This window comes from Sphingopyxis sp., from assembly GCF_040216815.1.
In the GTDB taxonomy this organism is placed as follows: Bacteria; Pseudomonadota; Alphaproteobacteria; order Sphingomonadales; family Sphingomonadaceae; genus Sphingopyxis.
Window position 1 is genome coordinate 102,950 of sequence record NZ_JAVJOJ010000006.1, and the last position, 19,162, is coordinate 122,111.

At 65.5% G+C, this 19,162-nt stretch carries 20 protein-coding genes; 7 read left to right on the plus strand and 13 right to left on the minus strand.

The features are described 5' to 3' along the window. Window positions 1-62: 62 nt before the first annotated feature. Window positions 63-809, minus strand: a complete 747-nt coding sequence (locus RIA72_RS09385) for a DUF7847 domain-containing protein (protein ID WP_350031919.1) — start codon at window positions 807-809, stop codon at window positions 63-65. A gap of 132 nt (window positions 810-941) precedes the next feature. Between RIA72_RS09385 and lipB the strand changes: the two genes are divergently transcribed. Next, the gene (gene lipB, locus RIA72_RS09390; RefSeq protein ID WP_350031920.1) at window positions 942-1,595 is read left to right on the plus strand and encodes a lipoyl(octanoyl) transferase LipB; all 654 of its coding nucleotides are present in this window, start codon (window positions 942-944) and stop codon (window positions 1,593-1,595) included. Between the two features lie 9 nt (window positions 1,596-1,604). Beyond that, window positions 1,605-1,949, plus strand: coding sequence for a hypothetical protein (locus tag RIA72_RS09395; RefSeq protein ID WP_350031921.1), 345 nt, complete (start codon window positions 1,605-1,607; stop codon window positions 1,947-1,949). Window positions 1,950-1,951: 2 nt separating this feature from the next. Here RIA72_RS09395 and queE read toward each other — a convergent pair whose 3' ends face one another. The 6 genes from queE to RIA72_RS09425 all read right to left on the minus strand — a co-directional run bounded on the left by queE (window position 1,952) and on the right by RIA72_RS09425 (window position 7,032). After that, entirely contained in the window at window positions 1,952-2,584 is a 633-nt protein-coding gene (queE, locus tag RIA72_RS09400) for a 7-carboxy-7-deazaguanine synthase (protein ID WP_350031922.1), read from the minus strand. Window positions 2,585-2,587: 3 nt separating this feature from the next. Continuing rightward, entirely contained in the window at window positions 2,588-3,271 is a 684-nt protein-coding gene (gene queC / locus RIA72_RS09405; RefSeq protein WP_502957950.1) for a 7-cyano-7-deazaguanine synthase QueC, read from the minus strand. A 176-nt stretch (window positions 3,272-3,447) separates the two neighbouring features. Next, on the minus strand, window positions 3,448-3,852 hold the full coding sequence (locus RIA72_RS09410) for a DUF3617 domain-containing protein (RefSeq protein ID WP_350031924.1): 405 nt from the start codon (window positions 3,850-3,852) through the stop codon (window positions 3,448-3,450). A gap of 135 nt (window positions 3,853-3,987) precedes the next feature. Beyond that, complete coding sequence (gene hslO, locus RIA72_RS09415) at window positions 3,988-4,911, minus strand: Hsp33 family molecular chaperone HslO (protein WP_350031925.1); 924 nt, start codon at window positions 4,909-4,911, stop codon at window positions 3,988-3,990. Window positions 4,912-4,921: 10 nt separating this feature from the next. Beyond that, a complete protein-coding gene (gene argF, locus RIA72_RS09420; protein ID WP_350031926.1) occupies window positions 4,922-5,845 on the minus strand; it encodes an ornithine carbamoyltransferase in 924 nt (307 codons plus the stop codon). Further along, window positions 5,845-7,032, minus strand: a complete 1,188-nt coding sequence (locus RIA72_RS09425; protein ID WP_350031927.1) for an aspartate aminotransferase family protein — start codon at window positions 7,030-7,032, stop codon at window positions 5,845-5,847. Before RIA72_RS09425 ends, argF begins: the two co-directional genes overlap by 1 nt. A gap of 145 nt (window positions 7,033-7,177) precedes the next feature. On the opposite strand from RIA72_RS09425, the gene RIA72_RS09430 reads away from it, so the two are divergent. Together RIA72_RS09430 and RIA72_RS09435 are read left to right on the plus strand one after the other, a co-directional pair. Continuing rightward, window positions 7,178-7,615 (plus strand): hypothetical protein, encoded by a 438-nt coding sequence (locus tag RIA72_RS09430; RefSeq protein ID WP_350031928.1) that lies wholly within the window; start codon window positions 7,178-7,180, stop codon window positions 7,613-7,615. After that, entirely contained in the window at window positions 7,612-8,535 is a 924-nt protein-coding gene (locus RIA72_RS09435; RefSeq protein ID WP_350031929.1) for a cation diffusion facilitator family transporter, read from the plus strand. Before RIA72_RS09430 ends, RIA72_RS09435 begins: the two co-directional genes overlap by 4 nt. Here RIA72_RS09435 and RIA72_RS09440 read toward each other — a convergent pair. Together RIA72_RS09440 and RIA72_RS09445 are read right to left on the minus strand one after the other, a co-directional pair. After that, window positions 8,532-9,518: an LLM class flavin-dependent oxidoreductase gene (locus RIA72_RS09440; RefSeq protein ID WP_350031930.1), complete on the minus strand. Its 987-nt coding sequence runs from the start codon at window positions 9,516-9,518 to the stop codon at window positions 8,532-8,534. The two genes, RIA72_RS09435 and RIA72_RS09440, sit on opposite strands and share 4 nt — an antisense overlap. Before the next feature lie 67 nt (window positions 9,519-9,585). Then, window positions 9,586-10,038: an Lrp/AsnC family transcriptional regulator gene (locus tag RIA72_RS09445; protein WP_350031931.1), complete on the minus strand. Its 453-nt coding sequence runs from the start codon at window positions 10,036-10,038 to the stop codon at window positions 9,586-9,588. A gap of 73 nt (window positions 10,039-10,111) precedes the next feature. On the opposite strand from RIA72_RS09445, the gene RIA72_RS09450 reads away from it, so the two are divergent. From RIA72_RS09450 to RIA72_RS09460, 3 genes are all read left to right on the plus strand, one after another. Beyond that, window positions 10,112-10,702, plus strand: coding sequence for a LysE family translocator (locus RIA72_RS09450; protein ID WP_350031932.1), 591 nt, complete (start codon window positions 10,112-10,114; stop codon window positions 10,700-10,702). A 62-nt stretch (window positions 10,703-10,764) separates the two neighbouring features. Then, on the plus strand, window positions 10,765-11,781 hold the full coding sequence (locus RIA72_RS09455) for an aldo/keto reductase (protein WP_350031933.1): 1,017 nt from the start codon (window positions 10,765-10,767) through the stop codon (window positions 11,779-11,781). A 59-nt stretch (window positions 11,782-11,840) separates the two neighbouring features. Beyond that, window positions 11,841-12,308 (plus strand): DUF411 domain-containing protein, encoded by a 468-nt coding sequence (locus tag RIA72_RS09460; protein WP_350031934.1) that lies wholly within the window; start codon window positions 11,841-11,843, stop codon window positions 12,306-12,308. 79 nt (window positions 12,309-12,387) lie between these two features. Here RIA72_RS09460 and RIA72_RS09465 read toward each other — a convergent pair whose 3' ends face one another. From RIA72_RS09465 to RIA72_RS09480, 4 genes are read right to left on the minus strand one after another with little or no spacing between them, the layout of a single operon-like run. Then, on the minus strand, window positions 12,388-14,232 hold the full coding sequence (locus tag RIA72_RS09465) for a tetratricopeptide repeat protein (RefSeq protein ID WP_350031935.1): 1,845 nt from the start codon (window positions 14,230-14,232) through the stop codon (window positions 12,388-12,390). Next, complete coding sequence (gene prsR, locus RIA72_RS09470) at window positions 14,233-15,606, minus strand: PEP-CTERM-box response regulator transcription factor (RefSeq protein WP_350031936.1); 1,374 nt, start codon at window positions 15,604-15,606, stop codon at window positions 14,233-14,235. Beyond that, window positions 15,603-17,723, minus strand: coding sequence for an XrtA/PEP-CTERM system histidine kinase PrsK (prsK, locus tag RIA72_RS09475; RefSeq protein ID WP_350031937.1), 2,121 nt, complete (start codon window positions 17,721-17,723; stop codon window positions 15,603-15,605). Before prsK ends, prsR begins: the two co-directional genes overlap by 4 nt. Further along, on the minus strand, window positions 17,723-19,111 hold the full coding sequence (locus RIA72_RS09480; protein WP_350031938.1) for a TIGR03013 family XrtA/PEP-CTERM system glycosyltransferase: 1,389 nt from the start codon (window positions 19,109-19,111) through the stop codon (window positions 17,723-17,725). Before RIA72_RS09480 ends, prsK begins: the two co-directional genes overlap by 1 nt. Window positions 19,112-19,162 lie beyond the last annotated feature (51 nt).

The following is a 19,162-nucleotide window of genomic DNA, read 5'->3' on the forward strand; positions in this document are numbered from 1 at the left end:
GTGAGAGCCTGATCTGCGACGCGGCGCGGTTCGCCGTTCCTATCCCTTGCGCGCACCATGTCTCATTGAAACACGTCCGATGCTCCGCGCAGCGCAAGCTGGCGATAGGCTGCGGCGGCAACGGCGGCCGAGAACAGGCTACTGATCGCGCCGAACATCGCCTCGACAAAGCCGCCGGCCATGCTGCCAAAGCCCGGACCGCTGCCCGCGATCACCGCAAGGACGCCGCCGATGATGAGCGCGACGATGAAAATGACGATCGCCACAAGCAGAAGAAAGAAGAACACCGACCAGCCGTTGTTCCGCGTCAATTCCCAGCTCGTGCGAATCGCATCGATCGGATTGTAGATCGCGCGGTCGGCAATGGCCGGCGCCACCAGCGCCAGCCGCCCGACCAGATAGAGGCCCGGTACGATCAGCAGAATGATACCGATGCCGATGGCGATTCCGGTCAATATCTGCGCCACCAGCATCGTCGGGAACAGCATGAACCCGAAGGTCAGCGCTTCGCCGACGCTGACCCCGGTGCGCGCCAGCCATAGGCGCAGGATCGCGGCAGTGCCGACCATCGTGGACAGGGCAACGACGATCTGACCGGGGATCATCTGGCGCGCGCTTTCGCGGAACGACGCCATCAGTTGTTCAAAATCGGCCCCCGCCGGCGGCTCGACGGGCGCGGGTCCGAACCAGGCGAAGGCAAGCGCCGGCAGAAAGAAGAAGACACCGGCAATGGCGATGACCAGCGCCGTGTGGGATTTGAGCAGCAGCAACGTATCGTCCCATGCCGCGCCCATGTCGAATTTTGTCATTGATACCCCGTGATTTTTCGATTTCCCCGTTGCGCCGAAACTGACGATGTTCGGTCCGTCTGTCCAGTCCCGTCAGCACGATCGCGCCTGGGCCTTGCGCAGCGGGCAGCGACGCGCCAGATAGCCCGCACAATGCCCACGCTTCCGCCCCCCCAATGGACAATCGCCCCCGGCCTCACCGACTATGCGACGGCGCTTGCCGACATGGAGGATCGCGCCGCCGCGATTCATTCGGGCGAAAGCGGCGAACGCATCTGGCTGCTGGAACATCCACCGCTTTATACCGCCGGCACGAGCGCCGATCCCGCCGAGTTGCTCGACCCGCGCTTTCCGGTTTATGACGCCGGACGCGGCGGGCGCTATACCTATCACGGCCCCGGCCAGCGCGTCGGCTATGTCCAGCTCGACCTGACACGGCGCGGCCGCGATGTGCGCGCCTATGTCCACGCACTCGAAGACTGGGTGATCGATGCTCTCGCACTACTTGGTGTTGCAGCACGCCGCGCCGAGGGACGCATCGGCATCTGGACCGACGACGAACAGGGGCGCGAGGCCAAGATCGGCGCGATCGGCGTGCGCGTCAAACGATGGGTCACGATGCACGGCTTTTCGCTCAACGTCGCGCCCGACCTCATGCATTTCTCCGGCATCGTGCCCTGCGGCATCGCCGAATATCCCGTCACCAGCCTCGCTGCGCTGGGCAAGGACGCGGATTTTGCCAAGGTCGATGCTGCTCTGGCTGATGCGCTGCCAGCCTTTCTCGACAAGCTGCAGCCGAAAGTTTAGGAACGCCGCATGACGCGCACTTCATTCGTTTCGCTCGCCCTGCTTTCGCTCGCCGCGTGCGGGGGAGGTGACAATGGCGGCAAATCGACGACCAAGCTCGACGCGGTCGAGGTTCAGCCGGGATCGATCAGCGATTCGATGATCATCCTCGACGATGCAACGGGCGACGGCACGGCGATCGACAACAGCGTTCCCGACGACGGCACCGCAAAGAAGGGCAGCGAAACGGACGAAAAGGGCGAGAACGCGACCGAACCCGTGCCCGCGGCGGAAGCCGACGAGAATCCGGAGGCGGTGGACATGCCCGCTGCAAAAAAGGCGGCGCCATCCAGCGCCGCCAAAAAGGCCGAATAGGATCAGCGCAGCCCCAGGCTCTTGTGCGTCTGAAGCGACAGGCGCCAGCGCGGATCGTCCATCACCAGATCGATGCACGCCTGGACATTGGCCGCGGCGTTCGGATCGTCGAGCGGCTGCACGAGCCGGTGCCGGAAATCGAGCTTGGCGAGCCTCGCCACATCGCTGCCGGGCTGCGGCCATACCAGTTTGAGTTCGTCGCCGCTCAATTGCACCAGTTCGCTGCCCGCTTTCGGGCTCACGCAAATCCAGTCGATACTGCGCGGGATGGGCAGCGTTCCGTTGCTTTCGATCGCGACCGCGAAACCGCGCGCATGAAGCGCGTCGATCAGCGCATCGTCGACTTGCAGCATCGGCTCGCCGCCGGTCAGCACGACATAACGATCGTCGGCGCCCGCCCCCCAGCTTTCGGCAATGACATCGGCGAGCGCGCCCGCATCGCGATACTTGCCGCCGAGCGTTCCGTCGGTGCCGACAAAATCGGTGTCGCAGAATTGGCAGATGGCCTTCGCGCGATCCTGCTCGCGTCCCGTCCACAAATTGCACCCGGCGAAGCGGCAAAAGACCGCGCGGCGACCCGCCTGCGCGCCCTCCCCTTGCAGGGTGAGGAAAATCTCTTTGACCGCGTAAGCCATTGGTCAGGCGTAGCGCGTCGGGTCGGCGAGCCGAGCGTCGGCAAAGCCCTTGCTGCGCAAACGGCAACTGTCGCACGCGCCGCAGTGCAGCCCCTCGGGCGTCGGATCATAGCAGGACCAGCTCATCGCCGCATCCATGCCGAGCCGCGCTGCCTCGGCGGCGATGTCGGCCTTCGTCATATGTTGAAGCGGCGCATGAATGTTGAACTGAACGCCCTGATCACCGTCGCGCGTCGCGAGCGCGGCGAGTTTCTCGAACCCCGCGATAAATTCGGGACGGCAATCGGGATAGCCCGAATAATCGAGTGCGTTGACCCCGATCACGATGTCCTCGGCGTGCCGCGCCTCCGCCAGTCCCAGCGTTAACGAAAGAAAGATGAGGTTGCGCGCGGGCACATAGGTGACCGGAATGTCGGCTCCCACCCCGTCCTTGGGCACATCGATGTCATCGGTTAGCGCCGAACCGCCGAACCGGCGAAGGTCGAGCGGCAGCACGATATGTTCGGCGGCGCCGACATCTTCGGCAATCCGCGCGGCCGATTCCAGCTCGACACGGTGACGCTGGTTATAGTCGATCGTCAATGCAACGATCCGCGCGCCGGCTTCGCGTGCCAGCCCCGCGCAAACCATCGAGTCGAGCCCGCCCGACAAGAGGACGATCACCGATTTTCCGGACATATTCTGCATCGGCGCCAGATAGGCCCCGCCTGCGGCGCGCGCAAGGGCCGCGCCGAGCCAAAGAAATGGGCCGCAAGGCTGTGCGCCGTACGGCCCAGTTCGGCGCGAACGCCTTCAGGGAGAAGGGCACACATCGGTATGCCGCGCGTTCGGTCCTAGACGAAAATGGTTAACAAGCGGTTCGCTTAGCAGGCCCCAACACGGCGCGCTTCGATCGCCTGGGAAAAGGGACGGCCTTCGGCGATGCCCTGTGTGTCGATCTGGACCAACCGGTTCGTTTCGCTGCGGATGGTCGTGCGGCCGTGCCCGGCGCCGGGGCACGTATAATGTACCGTCACGGCGTCGGCCTGGTCCTCGATCACATAGCGCGAACAACTCCCACGCGGATGGTGCAGCTGGATCAGGCGGCGCGCGTCCCCGATGCACAGCGTCTGCACGACGGTGGCCGTGCCGCGCTCACGAAGTTGCCAATTGCCCTTTTCCAGCCGGTCGAGCATCGCCAGCGACGGCGCTTGCGCAGGGACCGCGCTCGCAGTGGCCAAAGCGAGCGTCGTCACGGAAAGTCGCATAGAGAGAGAGAAGATCGCCATTCCACCTGTCCATTGGTCGCGTGAGCGACGGATTGCGACCCAGCTCTGTGCTAATCTAGCAATACGCCCGCGTGATTTCAACCGCTTGGCGCCCGATTGGCTCGGCTCGTCGCCGCCGCCGACAGCGAGGCCAGCCTAAGCCGGCGGATTATGTCCCGCGATCTCGTCGAGCGGAATGGGGAAAAAGCGCGAGCAGAAGGCGCAATCGACGACGATTGCTCCCTGATCGTCGGCCATCTCGGCGCGCTCAGCTTCGGGGAATTGCGCCAGGACACCGGCGAAATAATCCACGCTGCACCGGCAGCCGCGCGATACCGGCGCCCCCGGCTCGACGCGTACCTCGTCTTCGTGAAAAAGGCGCCACGCCAGCGTCTCGAGCGATGTCGCCGGATCGGTCAGTTCGTCATCGCGCAGCGTCGCGGCGATCGTCCTCGCATGGTCCCATTCGGGATGATCGTGGCGCACGTGCAGCCGGTCACGCCCGACCTCGCCTTCGGGCAGATGCTGAAGCAGCAGCCCGCCCGCGACGCAGCCCGCTTCGGCATCGTGGCGCGCGGCCAGGCGGATCAGGCTGGGTATCTGTTCCGACTGTTCGAAATAATGTTCGGCGGCATCGCCAATCGACGACCCTTCGAGCGGGACGATGCCCTGATAGCGCTCGCCCGTCGCGGCCTGATCGAACGTGATCGCCAGGAAACCTTCGCCGAACAGAGCAAACAGGGTCGGATCGGATCCGACCTCGGCCAGCCGTTCGCTGTCAAATTTCAGATAGCCGCGCAGCTCCCCCGACTTGTAATCGCATACGAGCAATTCGACCGGACCGCCCCCGGTCTGCGCCTGGAGCGTCAGCTGGCTGCCCTCGGTCTTCAGCGTCGATCCGAGCAGCACGGTGAGCACCAGCGCCTCGGCGAGCAGTTTTTCGGCAGCCGGCGGATAGCTGTGCGCTGCGATGATCTTGTTCAGCACGGGTCCAAGCCGCACCAGGCGCCCGCGCACGTGCCGCTCGGCGATCGTGAAAAGCAGCGGCTGGTCGAACCAGGTTTCGATCGTTTCGCTCACGCCTGCGGCCTCACAGCTTGCCCAGCGCCCAAAGGAGGATCGATTTCTGTGCATGGACGCGATTCTCCGCCTCGTCCCAGACGCGCGACTGCGCGCCGTCGATCACCGCATCGACCACCTCTTCGCCGCGGTGCGCGGGCAGGCAGTGGAGGAAGAGCGCGTCGGCCTTTGCCCCCGCCATCAGGCGTTCGTCGACCTGAAAGGGCGCCATCGCTGCAATCTTGTTGTGCGCATGGTCCTGCCCCATCGACACCCAGGTATCGGTGACGACCAGGTCGGCGCCCGCAACGGCCTCGCGCGCGTCGCGGACAATGTCGATCCGCGCGCCCCTGGCGCGCGCGGCTTCGACGAACGCGGCGTCGGGTTCATAACCCTGTGGAACCCCCGCGCGCACGTTGAAGCCGAACAGTCCTGCCGCCTCGATCAGCGACGCGAGCACATTATTGCCGTCGCCGAGCCATGCGAGTTCGAGCCCCGGCAGCGCCTTCCCGCCTTCGACGATGGTGAGCAGGTCGGCAACGATCTGGCACGGATGCGACAGGTCGGTGAGCCCGTTGATCACGGGAACGCTGGCATGTTCGGCCAGTTCTTCGGCCTTGGCATGATCGTCGGTACGAATCATGATCACGTCGGCGTAGCGGGACAGCACGCGCGCGGTGTCGGCAATCGTTTCGCCACGGCCGAGCTGCGTAGTTCCGGCGTCGAGGATCATCGGCACCCCGCCCAATTGGCGGATCGCGATGTCGAACGACGCGCGCGTGCGCGTCGAATTTTTCTCGAACACCATCGCCAGCACATGATCGGCGAGCGGATTGTCGGCGTCGACCCGCGCCTTCGGCCACTCCGCCCGCGCCGCCTTGCGGTCGAGCGCGTCGGCGAGCATCGCCGCGACGGCGTCGCCGCCCGCATCGGCGAGATTCAGGAAATGCCGCATTACGCTTCGGGCGGCGTATAGCTCGCCGCGCCCGCCGACAGTTTTTCGACAAATTCGTCGATGTGCGACTGTTCGATGTTGAGCGGCGGCAGCACGCGCACGACATTATCGCCCGCCGCGACGGTGAGCAGCCCGTGATTGTCCCGCAGATGCGCGACGAACGCGCGGCTGTCCGACCGCATCTTGACGCCCAGCATCAGCCCCATGCCGCGCACGCTTTCGAACAGTTGGTCGTGATTCGGAATGAGTTGTTCGAGCGCACCGCGCAGCCGCTCGCCGGTGGCCTTGACCGACTCGAGAAAACCGTCCTCCAGGATGACGTCGAACACAGCCTGCCCCGCCGCCATGGCAAGTGGGTTGCCGCCATAGGTCGATCCATGGGTGCCAATCACCATGCCGCGCGCGGCCTTTTCGGTCGCGAGGCACGCGCCGAGCGGGAATCCGCCACCGATCCCCTTGGCGGTCGCCATGATGTCGGGTGCGATTCCATATTGTTCATAGGCGTAAAGCGTGCCCGTGCGCGCGACACCGCACTGCACCTCGTCGAACACCAGCATCAGGTCGCGTTCGTTGCAGATGTCGCGCAGCGCCTGCAGGAAGGGCTGCGACGCGGGACGAATGCCACCCTCGCCCTGCACCGGTTCGATCAGGAACCCGGCAGTGTTGTCGTCAACGAGGTCGAGCGCGGCGTTGAGGTCGTCGAACGGCGCATAGGCAAAGCCCGGCAGCAGCGGGTCGAACCCCTTGCGCAGCTTCTCCTGATTGGTCGCCGAAATTGTGCCGAGGGTCCGGCCGTGGAACGCGTTATTGAACGTAATCAGCGTGTGCTTTTCGGGATTGCCCGCGCTCGAATGATAAGCGCGCGCGGTCTTGATCGCGCACTCGACCGCCTCGGCGCCCGAGTTGGTGAAAAAGACCGTGTCGGCGAACGTATTGTCGACCAGCCGCTGCGCAAAGGCTTCGCCCTGCGGGCTGCCGTAGAGGTTCGACACGTGCATCAGCGTCGCGGCCTGATCCTGGATCGCCTTGGTCAGATGCGGGTGGCCGTGCCCGAGGAGATTGACCGCGATGCCGCTCGCGAAATCGAGATAGCGTTCGCCGCGCTCGCCGATCAGATAGGCCCCCTCGCCTCGCACCGGACGCACAGCGCACCGGGGGTAAACGGGCATCAGCGGCGTGATCGACATGTCGGGCACCTTTCAGGCAAAAGTAAAAAGGCGACCCCGGATGGGCCGCCCTTGGTCGGACCGCCCCTATACCGCCGCGCCCAGAGCCGCGTCAACATGGGTGCTGGCCGTGCAACCAAGGCCAGGCTGCGGCGTTCGCGGAACGATGAATCGCGTGCTCACCTCGCTTGTCCTTGTCACGGCACTCGCCGGATGCAACGCGCTGCCGCGCGACGCCGCGGGGACCACCGAACGAATTGCGCGCGAAGGGGCGATGCGCGTTGCAGTCCTTCCGGGAACCCACGACGCCAGCCCCGCCCTCTCCCTCCTCGGCAATCATGCAAGGCGGCATGACGCGCAACTGGCCATCGTAAACCTTTCGGGCGAACATGCCCTGCGGCGGCTGGAGGATGGCGAACTCGATGCCGTCGTCGGCCATTTCGCCAAAACGTCGCCATGGATGGCCAACATCTCGCTTTCGAAACCCGTCGGACAGGCCGAACCCGTGGATAGCCGACAACCCATATTGCGCATCGCGCGGCGCAACGGCGAAAACGCCCTGATTCTCGCGACCGATCGCGCTGTCGCACAGAGCGCGAAATGAGCCTGCATGGCGGCATCCCGCCCGCAATCGCGGCCGATGTCCGCCGCGGCGAGCGGCTCGAATGGTGGACGCTCGGCTGGATGGGGAGCGTGGTGCTCGTCATGTGGCTGGTGATGGGCGCCAGCCAGGCGATGAAGGCGGCGGTGATTGAGGATTTGCTGAGCCTCATCCCCGCAATCGTTTTCCTGCTTGCGGCGCGTTGGGAACGCCGGGCGCCGAATGCGCGCTTTCCCTTCGGCTATCGCCGTGCGAACAGCCTTGCCTTCCTCGTTGCCGCGACAGCGTTGCTCTCGGTCGGCGCGTTCCTGGCCTATGAAAGCATCTCGACGCTGCTGCGGCAGGAGCATCCGACCGTGGGCGGGATCACGCTGCTCGGGCACACGATCTGGCTCGGCTGGCTGATGCTGGCCGCGCTGGCCTATTCGGTCGTCCCGCCCGTGATTCTCGGGTGGCTCAAGCAGCCGGTCGCCGAACGGATCAAGGACAAGGTCCTCCACACCGACGCGCTGATGCAAAAGGCCGACTGGCAGACAGGGCTGGCGGGGATCGCCGGCATTCTCGGCATCGCCTTGGGCTGGTGGTGGGCCGACGCCGCCGCGGCGCTTTTCATTGCGCTGTCGATCGGCAAGGATGCGACCGGCGCGCTCGAGCAGGCGGTCGCCGAACTGCTCGACGGGACGCCGCGCGCGCTCGATTCGAACGCGCTGTCGGACGATGACACCGCGCTGATCACAGCGCTGAAGGAGCGCTTCGGCGATGTCGATGTTAGGCTGCGCGAAACCGGGCGTTATATCGCGGCCGAAGTCGACTGTCCGTCGCCGCCGACGATTCCGACCGCAGTGGAACTGATGGGCTCCGACGCCGAATGGCGGCTCGCCAGCCTCAGTTTCCGGCCAGAGCCTTCGGATGGCCCCGTTTAAAGGCCCTTGGCCGCCCTTATCGTGAGCTCGAGCGAATGCTTGCGCGCGTCATGGTCGTATATCGACGACGCGATGATCACCTCGTCGACCCCCGTGCGCGCGACAAAGGCTTTGAGCCCCGCGGTGATGTCGTCGGCCGTGCCGACCGCCGAACATTGCAGCACATGGTCTAGGATCGCGCGCGCATTGGGCGGCAGGCTGTCCTTGTAACCCGCGAGCGGCGGCTTCATCTTGCCGGGATTGCCCGTACGCAGCGCGACGAACGCCTGTTGCTGCGAGCTCGCGAGCAGTGCGGCCTCCTCACGCGTGTCGGCCGCGAAGGCGTTGAATGCGGCAACGGCGTAAGGCTCGGCAAGCTGCGCCGAAGGTTTGAACTGGCGGCGATAGATGTCGAGCGCCTCGTCAAGCGCGTCGGGTGCGAAATGGCTGGCGAAGGCATAGGGCAGCCCCAGCATCGCTGCCAGTTGCGCCCCAAACAGGCTTGAGCCCAGGATCCAGAGCGGAACATTCGCCCCCTCGCCCGGCACCGCGCGGATGCCGAGGCGCTCGTCACCGGCAAGAAAAGCCTGCAATTCGAGGACATCCTGCGGAAACTGCCGCTCGTCGCTCGCAAGGTTCCGTCGCAGGGCCTGTGCGACGCGCTGATCCGACCCCGGCGCACGGCCGAGGCCCAGATCGACACGCCCCGGAAACAACGCCTCCAGCGTCCCGAACTGCTCGGCAATCACCATCGGCGCGTGGTTGGGCAGCATGACCCCGCCCGCGCCGATACGGATCGTCGAGGTCGCCTGTCCGATATGTGCCAGCACCACAGAGGTTGCGGCGCTGGCGATGCCTGTCATGCCGTGATGCTCGGCGACCCAATAGCGATGATAGCCCAGCGCTTCGGCGTGGCGGGCCAGATCGGCGGCATTGTCAAGCGACTCTGCGACCGTGCCGGTGTCGGTAACGGGCACGAGGTCGAGGAAGGAGAGTTTCGTCATGAAACCGATATGCGGTGGGCGCCGCGCCGGTTCAAGCGCACCCCTTCGCGGGCGACGCGAAGAAAAACTACGCCCGCTCGTCTTTCGGCGAATCCATGAGCACATAGGTGGTGATCGAATGCACCTGCGGCAGCACGCCGAGCACTTCGGTATGGAAATGCTTGTAGGATGCGAGATCCTCGGTCTCGACGCGCAGCAGATATTCGATCGTGCCGGTGATATTGTGGCATTCGCGCACCTCTGGCGCTTCCGCCATCGCCGCCTCGAAATCGGCTTGCGATTTCTTCGTGTGCGACGACAGGCCGACCGTGACATAGGCAAGGAAGGTCAGGCCGAGCCTTGCGGGGTCGATTACCGCGCGATAGCCCTTGATCACGCCGCTACGTTCAAGTTCCTGCACGCGGCGCAGGCACGCCGACGGTGACAGCCCGACACGGTCGGCGAGCTCGAGGTTGGAGATTCGCCCATCGCGCGACAGTTCGTGCAATATCTTGCGACCAATGGCGTCTATCTTGATCATGGATTGCATAATCTATCGCAATGCAGCCCATTTTTGCAATCCGTAGCGCGCCGAAGCGCATTATATTGCGCGCATGAACCAGACCAGCTTTGCGGCGCTGGCCGCCTTTGCCCTTGTTTCGTCGATCACGCCGGGACCGAACAATATGATGCTGATGGCGTCGGGCGCCAATTTCGGGCTGCGCCGCACCGTGCCGCACGCCCTTGGCGTTGGCATCGGCTTCACGCTGATGATCATCCTGGTCGGGGTCGGACTGATGGGGCTGTTCGACCTCTTCCCCGTACTCAATACCGTGCTCAAGGTGGTCAGTATCGTCTATCTGCTCTGGCTCGCGTGGAAGATTGCAAACGCCGCCGCGCCCGACACGACAGGCATAGCGCGCGGCAAGCCGATGAGCTTTTTCCAGGCGGTGCTGTTCCAGTGGGTGAATCCGAAGGCCTGGTCGATGGCGCTGACGGCAATCGCGCTTTACGCCCCCGACCGCAATCTGGGCGCGGTGGTTCTGGTGGCCGTGATCTTCGGCATCATCAACCTCCCCTCGACCAGCCTGTGGGCGGTGATGGGCGTATCGCTGCGCCGCTGGCTGTCGAGCCCGGCGCGGCTCAAGGCGTTCAACTGGACGATGGCCGCCTTGCTCGTCGGTTCGCTCGCACTGCTGATCTGATTGCAAGGTTGCTTTCCGCAACCTAAAGACGGCGCTCCCCTTCCTGAACGGAGAAAAGAGCCATGCAAAGCCGTCGCCTCGGAAACAGCGCCATCCATGTGTCCGACATCTGCATGGGAACGATGACCTTCGGCAGCCAGACCGACGAAGCCGAAGCGCATCGCATCCTCGATCGCTGTTTCGACGAGGGGATCAGCTTCTACGACACCGCCGAAGGCTATCCGGTGCCGCCCGATGTCAAATGGGTCGGCCGGACCGAAGAGATCGTCGGGCGCTGGATGAAGACCAAGCCGCGTGACGCGATCATCATGGCGACCAAGGTATCGGGGCCGAGCCATGTGTGGTTCAAGTCGCCGTGCCGCGGCGGGATGACCGCGCTCGACCGCCACAATATCATGAAGGCAATCGACGACAGCCTGACACGACTCCAGACCGACTATGTCGATCTTTATCAGACCCACTGGCCCGACCATGACGCGCCCTATGACGAGATGATGGACGCGCTTGATGAGCTGGTCCGCGTCGGCAAGGTCCGTGTCCTCGGCTGTTCGAACGAGACGAGCTGGGGACTGATGAAGTCACTGGCCGCCTCCGAACGGCTGGGGATTGCCCGTTACCATACGATCCAGAATAATTTCAGCCTCAACAATCGCCGGTTCGAGGATGAGCTGGCGCAGGTCTGCCGGCAGGAAAGCGTCAGCCTGATCCCCTATTCGCCGCTCGCGGGCGGCGTTCTGTCGGGCAAATATCAGGGCGGCGCGACGCCCGAAGGCGCACGCTTTTCGCGCTACCTTGCGATGGAGGGTCGGCAGGCGGCAATGGGACGCCGCTTCGTTAACGAGAAGACCCTCGCCGCGACCGAGCGCTATCTGAAAGTCGCCGAGGAGGCCGGACTGCATCCCGTGGCGATGGCAACCGCCTGGTCGAAACAGCATGATTTCGTGGCCTCCACGATCGTCGGGGTCAGCAGCTATGACCAGCTGCAACCCATTTTGGACGCCAAGGAACTCGTACTGGCGGACGATCTGATGAAAGCGCTGAACAAGGTCGGCAAGGACATCCTCTACCCGATGGGCTGAACACCTTGCGCGCTTGCCGCACCGCGCTATTCTGGCCCACCGGACCCAAGGAGCGCCTCATGCCCCCCACCCGCCGTTTCCTCTTCGCGTTCGCCGCTTCGATCGCCGCTGTCGGAACGGCTTATGCCGCCAACCCGGTGATGTTTCGCGACGCGGGGTGCGGATGCTGCCTCAAATGGCTGGAACAGGTGAAGGCGTCGTTCGGCCGCAAGGTCACTGTGGTCAATTCGGCGGACATGGCCGCGATCAAGGACAAGCAGGGCGTGCCGCCGGCGCTGCGCAGTTGCCACACGGTGCTTGTCGGCGGCTATGTGATCGAGGGCCATGTCCCCGCCAAAGACATCGCCCGCCTGCTTCGCGAAAAACCGAAAGGGGTAAAGGGCCTGGCGGTCGGCGGGATGCCGATCGGATCGCCCGGCATGGAACATGGCAGCCACCGCGAGGCGTATCAGGTGATCACCTTCGGCCCCGGCGGCCAGCGCGTTTACGCGAGCTACACCGCAAGCAGCGGTACGCACGCGCATTGAATCATCGCCCGTTATCCCGGCGAAGGTGCGGATGACGATGGAAAGGATGTCGTATTCCGGTCGCTTCTCGCCATCTACCCTACCGCCCGATCTGCGCCGCCTTGTCGCGCAGATCCGCTGCGGCCTGCCGCTTGCCGCGCCGTTCCAGTAGCGCCGCGTATAATTCCATGATCCCCGCGTTCAGAGGCTGCAGGCGATAGGCGCGATCGATCAGCGCCAGCGCGCGCGCATCGTCGCCTCTTGCCGCCCAGGCGCGCGCCAGTTCGCGCAGAACGACTGCGTCGCGGTCGCCGATCCGGCTCCTTATGCGGTCGAAGTGGCCGATCGCCGCCTCCCAATGCTCAAGGTCCATCGCCAGATGCCCGGCAATGCGATCGGCGGCGATGCTCGACGGCTGGCGGTCACGCAGCGCGAGAATCGCCGCGCCTGACCCGGCTGTATCGTCCGCACGATAAAGCGCATTCGCAAGCCGCAGGGTCGTGCGCTCGCCAGCATCAAGATCGCGCGCGGCGCGATACGCCTCGATCGCCAGATCGTAGCGGCCGCCCGCCAGCGCCGCATCGCCCAGCAGGATATGCGCGTCGGCCACTCCGGGATTCGCATCGCGCAGCCGTGCCGCCCGCCCGATCGCGCGCGCCGTATCGCCGCGCAACAAGTCGGCCGAGATCGCCGGGACCGCCTTGACGGGATCGAGCGGCGCCGCATCGGCCGCCGCCGCCAGCAGGCCATAATCGGCATCGACCGCAAAAGGTACAGCTTCGCCGCGGTTCAGTGCCGCTGCGCGGCCCTGATAGTCCGCCGATTCCCCATCGCGGCCCAGCTCCGCGGTCGCGCGTGCGGCGAGGAGCAGCGACCAGCTGTCGGCATCTGGCCGCGCCACAAGCGGCCGCAACGCGGCCAGCGCCGCATCCGGGTCGCCGCCCGCCCACTCGGCCGCCGCGAGAATGCGTCGGGCTGTGAAATTATGCGGCTGTTCGGCCAGCAGCCGTTCGGCCCAGCTCGCCGCCACCGCCTCGCCGCCCAGTTCGAGCTCGACCACAGCATTCAGCAGCATGAAGCCCGGCTCGGCATCAAGTTCACCGCGCGTGCGCTGCAACAGGCTGCGCGCCAGCGCATAATTGGCCGCACGCGCGGCAAGCACCGCCTGCATATAATAGAGCCGCGGGTCGCGCGGCGCGAGCACCGCCGCGCGGCGCAGCGCGACCAGCATCGCGCGATAACGGCCAAGGTCGCCAAGCGTCGCCGCCTGGTCGATCAGTGCGGCGGCATTGCCGGGATCGGCGGCGAGCGCCTTGTCGTACCAGGCGAGCGACGCCCCCAGCCCCTCGGTCGTCCGCACCAGATTGGCCTTGAACGCCAGCGCGGCGCTGTTCCGGCCGTCGAGCTCGATCGCATAATCGACCGCATCGCGTGCGCCGCGCGCGTCGGCATTCGCCTGACGAAAGCGTGCGACGTCAACCCACAGCCCGGCGCTCCGCGGCAGTTCGTGAACGGCGCGGTCATAGGCGTCGCGCGCGCGGCCCAGATCGCCGTTCGCAAGATGGACGTCGCCCGCCACCCATGCGGCCTCGCCCAGCATTTCCGGGATCACGGTCCCTTCGTCGAGCACGGCGAGCGCACGCCGACCGTCACCTTGCAAGACGTGCGCGCGCGCCAGCAACGGCCGCAGCGCTGCGGCGTTCGCGCCCTGGGCCAGCGCGCCCTTCACCGCCGCCTCAGCGCCGACTCCGTCGCCGAGCATGATTGCGACACGCGCCAGCGCGACGCGCTCTGCAATCGCCGACGGATCGTCCGCGATCGTCTGTTGCAAGGCGGCGCGGCGCGCCTCCAGCTGCGCACGCGGCGCATCGCCGCCGTCGCCGCATCCCGCGAGCGTCGCCGCCGCAACAAGCAGCGCGCGCTTCCAGAGGCGGCGAAGATCCATTCAGCCCTGCATCCGATATTGTTTGAGCAGGTCGTACAACGTCGGACGGCTGATTCCGAGCAGCTTGGCAGCGTGGGAGATATTGCCGTCGCACTGCATCATCGCGCGCCGGATCGCCACGCGGTCGGCCGCTTCGCGCGCGCTGCGCAAATTAAGCCACGCTTCCTTGCCGTCGCCTTCCTCCGCCGCCAAATCCAGGTCGTCGCGCGTCACCAGCTTGCCATCGGCCATGATGACCGCACGCTTGATGCGGTTTTCCAGTTCGCGCACATTGCCGGGCCAGCGCCCCTCGTCGATCGCCTGCAGCGCGTCGGGCGCAAAGCCGCGCACGCCGGGGTTCATCTCTGGCGCGTAATGATGCAGAAAATGACGGGCGAGCAGGACCGCGTCGCCCGGCCGTTCGGCGAGCGCGGGGATTTTCACCACCATCTCGGCAAGCCGGTAATAAAGGTCGTCGCGAAAGCTCTGCTCGGCGATCATCGCATCGAGGTCGCGGTGCGTCGCGCACACGATGCGGGTATCAACCGCGATCGCCTTGCGCCCGCCGATGCGTTCGATCGTGCGTTCCTGCAGGAAACGCAGCAGCTTGACCTGCAGCGGCAGCGGAATATCGCCGACCTCGTCGAGAAACAGCGTCCCGCCATGCGCCAGCTCGATCTTCCCCTCGGTGGTCTTGACCGCGCCGGTGAAGGCGCCCTTCTCATGCCCGAACAATTCGCTTTCGAGCAGATTTTCGGGGATCGCGGCGCAGTTGATCGCGACGAACGCGCCGTCGCGCCGCGCGCTCGCTTCGTGCAGCCCGCGCGCGAGCAATTCCTTGCCGGTCCCGCTAGCGCCGAGCAGCATCACACTGACGTCGAGGTTCGCGACACGCTCGATCGTGCGCGCAACTTTCAGCATTTCGGGCGCGCCGGTGATCATGCCGCCAAGCACGCGGTTGTCGCTCGTGCCCTGGCTTGCCAGCCGCGCATTCTCGACCTCCAACTCGCGGACGTGAAAGGCACGCGCGACGATCAGTCCCAGCGCGTCGATGTCGATCGGCTTTTGGTAGAAATCCCATGCCCCGCTCGCGATCGCGGTGAGCGCGCTGGCGCGCGCGCCATGCCCTGATACGACGATGACCTTGGTGTCGGGTTTGGCCTCGACGATGGTTTGCAACGTCCGGAACCCCTCGCGCGTGCCGTCGGGATCGGGCGGCAGGCCGAGGTCGAGCGTCACCACTTCGGGCTCTTCGGCGCGCAGCAGCTCGATCGCCGCGTCATGGTCGCCCGCGACGAGCACCTCATAATCTTCATACGCCCATTTAAGCTGCGTTTGCAGCCCCGGATCGTCCTCGACGACCAGCAATTTGCGCTTCGCCGCCGCTTCGCTCATCCCTGCCCCACCTTCATTGTCCGCGCATCGACATCCGCACCGCTTCGCGCATCGGCGAGCGGCAGCCACAGGGTGAAATTGCTGCCCTTGTTCGGCTCGCTCGCCACCTCGATTGCGCCGCCCATCGCCTCGGCAAGCTGCAACGCCTCGAACGCACCGAGCCCAAAGCCGCCATTCTTGGTCGAGACGAAGGGTTTGAACAGCTCGTCACGAATGAACGCGCGCGTCATCCCGCAGCCCTGGTCGATGACGTCGATCCGCACGCGCCCCTGTTCGGCGACGGCAACAATCTGCACCGGTGTTGCAGGCGCGGACGCATCGATTGCATTGGCGACTAGGTGGCCGACGATCTGCCGGACCGAGCCGACGTCAGCCCATGCGGCAAGCCCCGCCTGGCACCCGACAAACAGCTCGCGCCGCGGCCGCACCTCGGCCGCGATGTCGTTCAGCAGCGTTTCGATCAGCACGCGCCCCGGCTCGGCCGCCGGCCCGCGTTCGCGCGGCGACAGGCGGATCAGCAAATCGGAAAGCCGTCCCGCCGAAATCTTCAGCGTTTGCGTCATGTCGGCACGAAAGGCGGGGTTATCGGCATGTCGCTCCGCGTTGCGCGCGAGCAGGCCAAGCTGGCTCGCCAAATTCTTGATGTCGTGCATGATGAAGGCAAAGCGGCGGTTGAACTCGTCGAAGCGCCGCGCTTCGGACAGCGCCTGCTGGCTCTGCGATTCCGCCAGATAGCTTGCCGCCTGCTGCCCGGCGATCCGCAGCACGTCGAGATCCTCCCAGTCGAGCGCGCGCGACACCGTGGGGCGATGCAGCACAGCGACCGCGATCATCCGCTGGAAATGCAGCACCGGCACGACCACCCAGGCGCGCATATCCGCGAGCAGCCATTCGGGGATCGCCAGATCTTCGCCTCCCTCCCCGCGCCGCTCGGCGTCAAGCTCGACGATATGCTGCGTCTCCTGCAGCATGAAGGCCGACCGCAGCGACAGCATCGCATCCTCGGCAACGCTGCCCGGCCAGTGCCATTGTTCGGCGATGCGAAATCCGCCCGCCGCGCCCGGCGTCAGCAAAAGGGCGCCGGGGCTGCCGGTCAATTCGGCAAGTGCCTTGGCCACGCGGCGGTAAAGGTTGCGGTCCTCTTCGCCCTCATCGTCCTTTGCGCTCTGGCCCAACGTCGCGGTAAAGCGCATCCACTCAGCGCGATAGTCGTAGCGATGCTCGAAAAAATGCTTCGAGATCATCACCGACAACCACGCGCGCGACCGCGCCGACGCGAGCATCAAGACCGCCGCGCCGAGCAGCGCGACGAGCGAGATCGCCTGCGCCAGTTCGGCATAATCGCCGCCCGCAGCGCGCGCGATTGCGACGGTAAGGGCGATCAGAATCAGATAAGCCGCGGCGCCGACCAGGACGAGCGTGCGCGTCGCGGCGGTCCGCGACAGCCGCATCCGTTCGCGCCCCACGTCCATGCCCGCGATTATGTAGGTCGGCAGGGTGAGCAGTCCCACGGCGGGGAGCAGTGCGATCAGCGTCGTCGCCCTTTGCCCGGTCAGCGCGCCTATCAGATAGACGTTGAGTTGATAGGCCCAGAGCATCGCAAAGCCGCCCGCGACCGCCATCACCGGCATCCGCAGCCCCGAGCCGCCCTGCCGCACCCCGGCATCGACCATGATCAGCCCGCCGGTCGCGACGATCATGGCGGCAAAGGTCAGCGTCGGCGCGAGCCACGGTCCCGCCCCCGCGCCGCCGCGCCAATAGGCGATGACACCCAGCAGAAGCGTCAGGAGGGAAATCGTCACGAGCATCCGCAGGATCAACCGCAACGGCGGCGACATCGGCGCGCGAACCGACCAGAAGGTCGCCCCCAGCCAAATGAGCATCGCAAGGTCGCGAAGCGTCTGGACCACGAGCACCTGCGGTGCGGCGGGCGTAAAGATCATCATCGCCGCCGCCCAGAGCGCGGTCGCGGCCGCTGCGAACGCGAGCAGGCGCGGCGCGGGCATCAGCGCCGCGATGCGCGCGTGCGGCCGCAACAGCAACCACAGCGCCGCGCCGGCGAAACCCGCCACCGCAATCCCCGACAATATCTGCGAGAGGCCGCCCAGCGTGGACATTATCGCGCCCCTTCGGGCCACAGCACGACGCGTACCGTCTGGAGCAGGATCAAAAGGTCGAGGAACGGCGAATAGTTTTTGGCGTAATATAGATCATATTCCAGCTTCGCGCGGGCATCCTCGACCGATGCGCCATAAGGATAGTTGATCTGCGCCCAGCCGGTCAGTCCGGGTTTCACCATGTGACGTTCGGCATAATAGGGAAGCTGTTGTTCGAGTTCGGCGACGAAGCTCGGACGTTCGGGCCGCGGTCCGACGAAACTCATGTCGCCCTTCAGCACGCACCAGAGCTGCGGCAGCTCGTCGATGCGGAGCGTACGGATGATCCGCCCGACGCGCGTGATCCTGGGATCGTTCGCGCTTGCCCACACCGCCTTGCCCGCCGCCTCGGCATCGACGCGCATCGAACGAATCTTGACGATATTGTATGTCTCACCGAACAGCCCGACGCGGGACTGGCGGTAAAAAACGGGTCCGCGGCTGTCGAGTTTGACCGCAATCCCCGCAACGATCATCAGCGGCAGCCCGATCACGAGCACGATCAGGCTCGCGGCAATGTCGAACAGGCGCTTGCCCACCTTGGAAATCCGCTGTCCCGCCGAAAAACCGTCGGAAAAGATCAGCCCGCTAGGGTTGGTCGTCGCCAGATCGACGCGCCCCGTCTCGCGCTCGATGAAACTCGCAATGTCGTTGACATACACGCCCGTGGTCTTGACGCGCAGCAGGTCGTTGAGCGGCAGCGCCTTGCGCCTTTCCTCCAGCGCCAGCACGACCTCGCCGGCCCTCAATGCGACCACATGATCGGCCAGGCTGGCGATCTCCTGCCGCGGCACCGCGCCCGGTACGGCGGTCTCGTTCGCGCTCATCGCAATGAAGCCCACCATGTCGAGCCCGCTTCCCGGGGTGTCGGCCATCGCGGCGAGCCGTGCCGCGCGGGGCCCGGCACCCAGCACCAGAATGCGGCGGCGAAACGCATCGGCGCCCGCGGACTGGGTGAGCGCCAGCCGGATCAGGAACAATGCGGCAATCGCGATCCCCATCGCATACAGGCTGTTCGCGCGCCACAGCGTCGCGGTGGGCAGCGCGAACCCCAGCACCGACAGGAAAATCACGCCCAGCGAAATGGCGGCAAGCAGGCGCGCGGTCGCAAAGCTCATCGAGCGCAGCCCTTCGCTGCCGTACATCCCCGTCGCCATCATCGCGAGCGAGTTGGCGGCAGCAAAGGTGGCAAGCGGCAGCGCGCGCTCGCCCAGCGGCCCCGCGTCGAACCCCGCCTGATGCGCATAGAGGTGCCACGCCGCCTCGGCCGCGCCCAGCAGTGCGCAAAATTCGATCAGCGCGAGCCAGACGACCGCGTGCGGGACATAATGTTTGAACAGCCGGAACATGCGCGCGCGATACTACAGCCGAGGCGTCAACTGTCGGTTAATTTTACACTT

What these genes read in the sequence shown, in the direction of transcription:
- RIA72_RS09385 (WP_350031919.1), bottom strand. Translation starts at nt 809, where the DNA reads ATGACAAAATTCGACATGGGCGCGGCATGGGACGATACGTTGCTGCTG.
- lipB (WP_350031920.1), top strand. Translation starts at nt 942, where the DNA reads ATGCCCACGCTTCCGCCCCCCCAATGGACAATCGCCCCCGGCCTCACC.
- RIA72_RS09395 (WP_350031921.1), top strand. Translation starts at nt 1,605, where the DNA reads ATGACGCGCACTTCATTCGTTTCGCTCGCCCTGCTTTCGCTCGCCGCG.
- queE (WP_350031922.1), bottom strand. Translation starts at nt 2,584, where the DNA reads ATGGCTTACGCGGTCAAAGAGATTTTCCTCACCCTGCAAGGGGAGGGC.
- queC (WP_502957950.1), bottom strand. Translation starts at nt 3,271, where the DNA reads ATGCAGAATATGTCCGGAAAATCGGTGATCGTCCTCTTGTCGGGCGGG.
- RIA72_RS09410 (WP_350031924.1), bottom strand. Translation starts at nt 3,852, where the DNA reads ATGGCGATCTTCTCTCTCTCTATGCGACTTTCCGTGACGACGCTCGCT.
- argF (WP_350031926.1), bottom strand. Translation starts at nt 5,845, where the DNA reads ATGCGGCATTTCCTGAATCTCGCCGATGCGGGCGGCGACGCCGTCGCG.
- RIA72_RS09425 (WP_350031927.1), bottom strand. Translation starts at nt 7,032, where the DNA reads ATGTCGATCACGCCGCTGATGCCCGTTTACCCCCGGTGCGCTGTGCGT.
- RIA72_RS09430 (WP_350031928.1), top strand. Translation starts at nt 7,178, where the DNA reads ATGAATCGCGTGCTCACCTCGCTTGTCCTTGTCACGGCACTCGCCGGA.
- RIA72_RS09435 (WP_350031929.1), top strand. Translation starts at nt 7,612, where the DNA reads ATGAGCCTGCATGGCGGCATCCCGCCCGCAATCGCGGCCGATGTCCGC.
- RIA72_RS09440 (WP_350031930.1), bottom strand. Translation starts at nt 9,518, where the DNA reads ATGACGAAACTCTCCTTCCTCGACCTCGTGCCCGTTACCGACACCGGC.
- RIA72_RS09445 (WP_350031931.1), bottom strand. Translation starts at nt 10,038, where the DNA reads ATGATCAAGATAGACGCCATTGGTCGCAAGATATTGCACGAACTGTCG.
- RIA72_RS09450 (WP_350031932.1), top strand. Translation starts at nt 10,112, where the DNA reads ATGAACCAGACCAGCTTTGCGGCGCTGGCCGCCTTTGCCCTTGTTTCG.
- RIA72_RS09455 (WP_350031933.1), top strand. Translation starts at nt 10,765, where the DNA reads ATGCAAAGCCGTCGCCTCGGAAACAGCGCCATCCATGTGTCCGACATC.
- RIA72_RS09460 (WP_350031934.1), top strand. Translation starts at nt 11,841, where the DNA reads ATGCCCCCCACCCGCCGTTTCCTCTTCGCGTTCGCCGCTTCGATCGCC.
- RIA72_RS09465 (WP_350031935.1), bottom strand. Translation starts at nt 14,232, where the DNA reads ATGGATCTTCGCCGCCTCTGGAAGCGCGCGCTGCTTGTTGCGGCGGCG.
- prsR (WP_350031936.1), bottom strand. Translation starts at nt 15,606, where the DNA reads ATGAGCGAAGCGGCGGCGAAGCGCAAATTGCTGGTCGTCGAGGACGAT.
- prsK (WP_350031937.1), bottom strand. Translation starts at nt 17,723, where the DNA reads ATGTCCACGCTGGGCGGCCTCTCGCAGATATTGTCGGGGATTGCGGTG.
- RIA72_RS09480 (WP_350031938.1), bottom strand. Translation starts at nt 19,111, where the DNA reads ATGTTCCGGCTGTTCAAACATTATGTCCCGCACGCGGTCGTCTGGCTC.